Here is a 4,766-nt window from a genome sequence, read left to right on the forward strand (position 1 = left end):
GCTTCTTTTAATCCTAAACCAGTTAATTCTTTAACTAATTTTACAACAGCTAACTTAGCGCCACCTGCTGCTTTTAAGATTACATCAAATTCAGTTTGTGCTTCAGCAGCTTCTCCACCACCTGAAGCTGGTCCTGCCATAGCTACTGCAGCAGCAGCAGGCTCGATACCGTATTCATCTTTTAATATAGTTGCTAACTCATTTACTTCTTTAACTGTAAGATTAACTAACTGTTCTGCGAAATCTTTTAAATCTGCCATTTTGTAATAATTTTTTTTAATTTTTAATATTTAAGTGTAAAGTGCGTACTATTTAAATTACCCCTCTTTTTGAGATAATGTTTTAAGAATACCTGAAAGTGTTCCTCCACTAGATTTAAGTGCAGAAATAACATTCTTCGCAGGAGACTGTAATAATCCAATAATATCTCCAATTAAATCTTCTTTAGATTTGATATCAACTAACATATCTAGTTGATCGTCTCCTATGTAAACTGTTTCCTCAATAAAAGCACCTTTTAATAAAGGTTTTTCGGATTTTTTACGGAAAGCTTTAATTACTTTAGCTGGAGCATTTCCTGTTTCAGAATACATTACAGATGTATTACCTTTAAGAGTAGATGGTAACTCACCAAACTCTCTATTTGAAGCTTCCATTGCTTTTTCAAGTAATGTGTTTTTAACTACTGCTAATTTTACGTTTGCTTTAAAACAAGCACGACGTAAATCTGAAGTAGTACCTGCATTCAATCCTGATATATCAGCTAAATAGATGTTAGCATTATCAGCTAACTGTGCAGTTAATTCTTTTATAACTTGTGATTTTTCTTCTCTTGTCATGATATTAAGTATTTAACTACTAACCGATTTTTGTATCCACTGCAATACTAGGGCTCATTGTAGAAGACATAAAAATGCTTTTTACATAAACTCCTTTTGATGCAGTTGGCTTCAGTTTCATTAATGTGGTTAATAATTCGTTTGCATTACCTTCAATTTTATCAGCACTAAAAGATGCTTTTCCTATTGAAGCGTGAACGATACCTGTTTTATCAACTTTAAAGTCAATTTTACCAGCTTTCACCTCTGTAACAGCTTTTGCAACATCCATTGTTACTGTACCTGTTTTTGGGTTTGGCATTAGACCACGAGGACCTAATACACGTCCTAAAGGACCTAATTTACCCATAACACTTGGCATAGTAATAATTACGTCAACGTCTGTCCAACCACCTTTAATTTTATCAAGGTATTCGTCTAAACCAACGAAATCTGCACCAGCTTCTTTAGCTTCTGCTTCTTTATCTGGAGTTACTAAAGCTAATACTTTAACATCTTTACCTGTTCCATGTGGAAGAGACACTACACCTCTAACCATTTGGTTTGCTTTTCTAGGATCTACTCCTAAACGCACAGCTAAATCTACTGAAGCATCAAACTTCATATTAGAAATCTCTTTTATTAGAACTGAAGCTTCTTGAACAGAATAAACTTTATCCTTATCAACTTTAGCTACAGACTCTTTTCTTTTCTTTGTTAATTTTGCCATTTTAAAAATCTTTTTAGGTTAATTAGGTGCTTCACCACCTTTAACAGTTATACCCATAGATCTTGCAGTTCCTGCGATCATTTTCATTGCTGATCCTATTTCAAAGGCATTTAAATCTACCATTTTATCTTCTGCAATTGCTTTTATTTGATCCCAAGTTACCTTAGCTACTTTACGTACATGAGGTTCACCTGATCCTTTTTTTATTTTGGCCGCTTCTAATAATTGTACTGCAGCTGGAGGAGTTTTGATTACAAAATCAAACGATTTGTCTTTGTAAACAGAAATCACAACTGGTAAAACTTTACCAGCTTTATCTTGGGTTCTAGCATTAAACTGCTTACAGAATTCCATGATATTAACACCAGCAGCACCTAAAGCGGGTCCAACCGGTGGCGACGGATTCGCTGCACCTCCCCTTACTTGTAATTTGACTACTTTGCCTAATTCTTTTGCCATTTTGAATAATTTAGTTTTTTATTAAGTCTGTATTTGAAGCTGACTTAACACTTTCTTTATTGTAACAATTATTAAATTTTTTCTACTTGCATATAACTTAATTCTAATGGTGTTTTTCTTCCAAAAATCTTAACCATTACTTCAAGTTTACGTTTTTCTTCGTTGATATTTTCTATAGTTCCATCAAATCCGTTAAAAGGACCATCTATAACTTTTACAGTTTCACCTTTTGTAAATGGAATAGCTACACTAGAATCCATATCTACGGCTAACTCATCTACTTTACCTAACATTCTATTAACTTCAGACTGTCTTAAAGGTAAAGGATCTCCACCTTTTGTTGCTCCTAAAAAACCTATTACATTAGTTATCGACCTAATGATATGCGGTACTTCACCTGTAAGGTTTGCTTTTATCATTATATAACCTCTGAAATAAACTTTTTCTTTAGTTACTTTCTTACCGTTTCTAATTTGCACTACGTTTTCTGTAGGTACTAGCACTTGCTCAACATAATCCTGCAAACCTAAACGAGCTATTTCATTCTCTATATAAGTTTTAATTTTATTTTCTTGACCACTTACTGCTCTTACTACGTACCACTTTTTACCTCCTACTTCAGCCATAAACTTTATATTAACTAATTAATTTAAAGTATTCACTAATAACTTTACTGAAAACAGTATCAATTCCCCAAATTGCTAATGAGAATATAATTGAAAAAACAGCAACTAATATTGTTAACCTTTGCACTTCTGCCCAAGGTGTCCAAGTCACGTTGTTTTTCAATTCTCCAAATGATTCTTTAATATAATTTACTATTCCAGCCATTTAAATCTTTATTTAATGAAATATGTATTACCACATTTTCTAATTTATTTTAGCATTAAGATTAAACAATATAACCTCTAATACTTATAAGCACGGGCGGAGAGACTCGAACTCCCGACACCTGGTTTTGGAGACCAGTGCTCTACCAACTGAGCTACGCCCGTAAACATAAGTCAAGGTGTCACGAAAAACGAGACACCTTAACATAATATTAGTTAGACTAAAAATTAGTCTAAAATCTCTGTTACCTGACCAGCCCCTACTGTTCTTCCTCCTTCACGTATTGCGAAACGAAGACCAATATTCATTGCTATAGCTTGAATCAACTCAACGTGAATTGTTAAGTTATCTCCAGGCATAACCATCTCTACTCCATCAGGAAGTGCAATGTTACCTGTTACATCTGTTGTACGTACGTAAAACTGTGGACGGTAGTTATTATGAAATGGAGTGTGACGTCCACCTTCTTCTTTTTTAAGGATATAAACCTCAGCTTTGAATTTAGCATGTGGAGTTACCGAACCTGGCTTACAGATTACCATACCTCTTGAAATCATAGACTTCTCAATACCTCTTAACAAGATACCAGCATTATCTCCTGCCTCACCTCTATCTAGTATTTGACGGAACATTTCAATTCCTGTAACAGTAGATGTTAATTTCTCAGCTCCCATACCAATAATCTCAACAGGATCTCCTGTATTTGCAACACCAGTCTCGATACGACCAGTTGCTACAGTACCACGACCTGTAATTGAAAATACATCTTCAATTGGCATTAAGAAATCTTTATCAACCTCCCTTAAAGGCTCTTCAATCCAAGCATCAACTTGCGCCATTAATTCCATTACTGTATCAACCCACTTTTGTTCACCGTTAAGCGCACCTAAAGCAGAACCAGAAACTACAGGTCCATTATCTCCATCATACTCATAGAAAGATAACAACTCTCTAACTTCCATATCTACTAATTCTAAAAGCTCTTCATCATCAACCATATCCACTTTATTTAAGAATACTACCATTCTTGGGATACCTACTTGACGACCTAATAAGATGTGCTCACGAGTTTGTGGCATTGGACCATCTGTTGCTGCTACAACTAATATAGCTCCATCCATTTGTGCAGCACCAGTAACCATGTTCTTAACATAATCAGCGTGACCTGGACAATCTACGTGTGCGTAGTGACGGTTAGCTGTTGCATATTCTACGTGTGAAGTATTAATTGTAATACCTCTTTCTTTTTCCTCTGGAGCGTTATCAATTTGATCAAAATCTTTTGCTTCTGATAAACCTGCATCAGCTAATACTTTAGTAATAGCAGCAGTTAAAGTTGTTTTACCGTGATCTACGTGTCCAATTGTACCTATGTTTAAGTGTGGTTTTGAACGATCGAAAGTTGCCTTTGCCATGTTTTAAATAATTTAATCTTAGTTATATAATAATATTAGTGTTCTATTTTTTATTTTTTTTAATCTATTGAGCCAATGACGGGAATTGAACCCGTGACCTCTTCCTTACCAAGGAAACGCTCTACCTCTGAGCTACACCGGCTTAAATATTAGAGCGAGAGACCAGGTTCGAACTGGCGACATTCAGCTTGGAAGGCTGACGCTCTACCAACTGAGCTACTCTCGCAATTATTTAATAATTCTTTGTTTAAAACTTACTTTTTTTGGTGAAAAAAGTGGGGAGAATAGGATTCGAACCTATGAAGACGTAGTCAGCAGATTTACAGTCTGCCCTCGTTGGCCGCTTGAGTATCTCCCCAATTTTAAACTTATCAATATTTTTAAAGAACTTACAAAAAAGCTTTTCAACTTCTTTGCTTAAGAGCCGATGGAGGGACTCGAACCCACGACCTGCTGATTACAAATCAGCTGCTCTAGCCAGCTGAGCTACATCGGCTTTTATTACATTTTTTA

7 protein-coding genes and 5 tRNA genes are annotated in these 4,766 nt (G+C 35.2%); all 12 read right to left on the reverse strand.

Annotated features, from left to right (window positions below; translation table 11 throughout):
- Positions 1 to 260: 50S ribosomal protein L7/L12 (locus tag Q0C58_RS04435; protein WP_290698038.1), on the reverse strand; the 260-nt coding region annotated here is incomplete at its 3' end.
- 57 nt (positions 261 to 317) lie between these two features.
- Entirely contained in the window at positions 318 to 839 is a 522-nt protein-coding gene (rplJ, locus tag Q0C58_RS04440; RefSeq protein ID WP_290698040.1) for a 50S ribosomal protein L10, read from the reverse strand.
- A 19-nt stretch (positions 840 to 858) separates the two neighbouring features.
- Positions 859 to 1,548 (reverse strand): 50S ribosomal protein L1, encoded by a 690-nt coding sequence (rplA, locus tag Q0C58_RS04445; RefSeq protein WP_290698042.1) that lies wholly within the window; start codon positions 1,546 to 1,548, stop codon positions 859 to 861.
- Positions 1,549 to 1,566: 18 nt separating this feature from the next.
- Positions 1,567 to 2,007: a 50S ribosomal protein L11 gene (gene rplK, locus Q0C58_RS04450; RefSeq protein WP_290698044.1), complete on the reverse strand. Its 441-nt coding sequence runs from the start codon at positions 2,005 to 2,007 to the stop codon at positions 1,567 to 1,569.
- A gap of 71 nt (positions 2,008 to 2,078) precedes the next feature.
- Positions 2,079 to 2,633, reverse strand: coding sequence for a transcription termination/antitermination protein NusG (nusG, locus tag Q0C58_RS04455; RefSeq protein ID WP_290698046.1), 555 nt, complete (start codon positions 2,631 to 2,633; stop codon positions 2,079 to 2,081).
- A gap of 10 nt (positions 2,634 to 2,643) precedes the next feature.
- Entirely contained in the window at positions 2,644 to 2,838 is a 195-nt protein-coding gene (gene secE, locus Q0C58_RS04460; protein ID WP_290698048.1) for a preprotein translocase subunit SecE, read from the reverse strand.
- Positions 2,839 to 2,929: 91 nt separating this feature from the next.
- Positions 2,930 to 3,002: transfer RNA gene (locus tag Q0C58_RS04465), tRNA-Trp, on the reverse strand.
- Positions 3,003 to 3,065: 63 nt separating this feature from the next.
- Positions 3,066 to 4,253 carry an elongation factor Tu gene (tuf, locus tag Q0C58_RS04470; protein ID WP_290698050.1) on the reverse strand — a complete coding sequence of 396 codons (1,188 nt, stop codon included), beginning with the start codon at positions 4,251 to 4,253 and terminating at the stop codon, positions 3,066 to 3,068.
- Positions 4,254 to 4,323: 70 nt separating this feature from the next.
- Positions 4,324 to 4,395, reverse strand: a tRNA-Thr gene (locus Q0C58_RS04475).
- Between the two features lie 11 nt (positions 4,396 to 4,406).
- Positions 4,407 to 4,479: transfer RNA gene (locus tag Q0C58_RS04480), tRNA-Gly, on the reverse strand.
- 50 nt (positions 4,480 to 4,529) lie between these two features.
- Positions 4,530 to 4,611, reverse strand: a tRNA-Tyr gene (locus tag Q0C58_RS04485).
- A gap of 64 nt (positions 4,612 to 4,675) precedes the next feature.
- Positions 4,676 to 4,749: transfer RNA gene (locus Q0C58_RS04490), tRNA-Thr, on the reverse strand.
- Between the last annotated feature and the right edge of the window lie 17 nt (positions 4,750 to 4,766).

It is taken from the genome of Lacinutrix sp. (assembly GCF_023299985.1).
Classification (GTDB): Bacteria; Bacteroidota; Bacteroidia; order Flavobacteriales; family Flavobacteriaceae; genus Lacinutrix.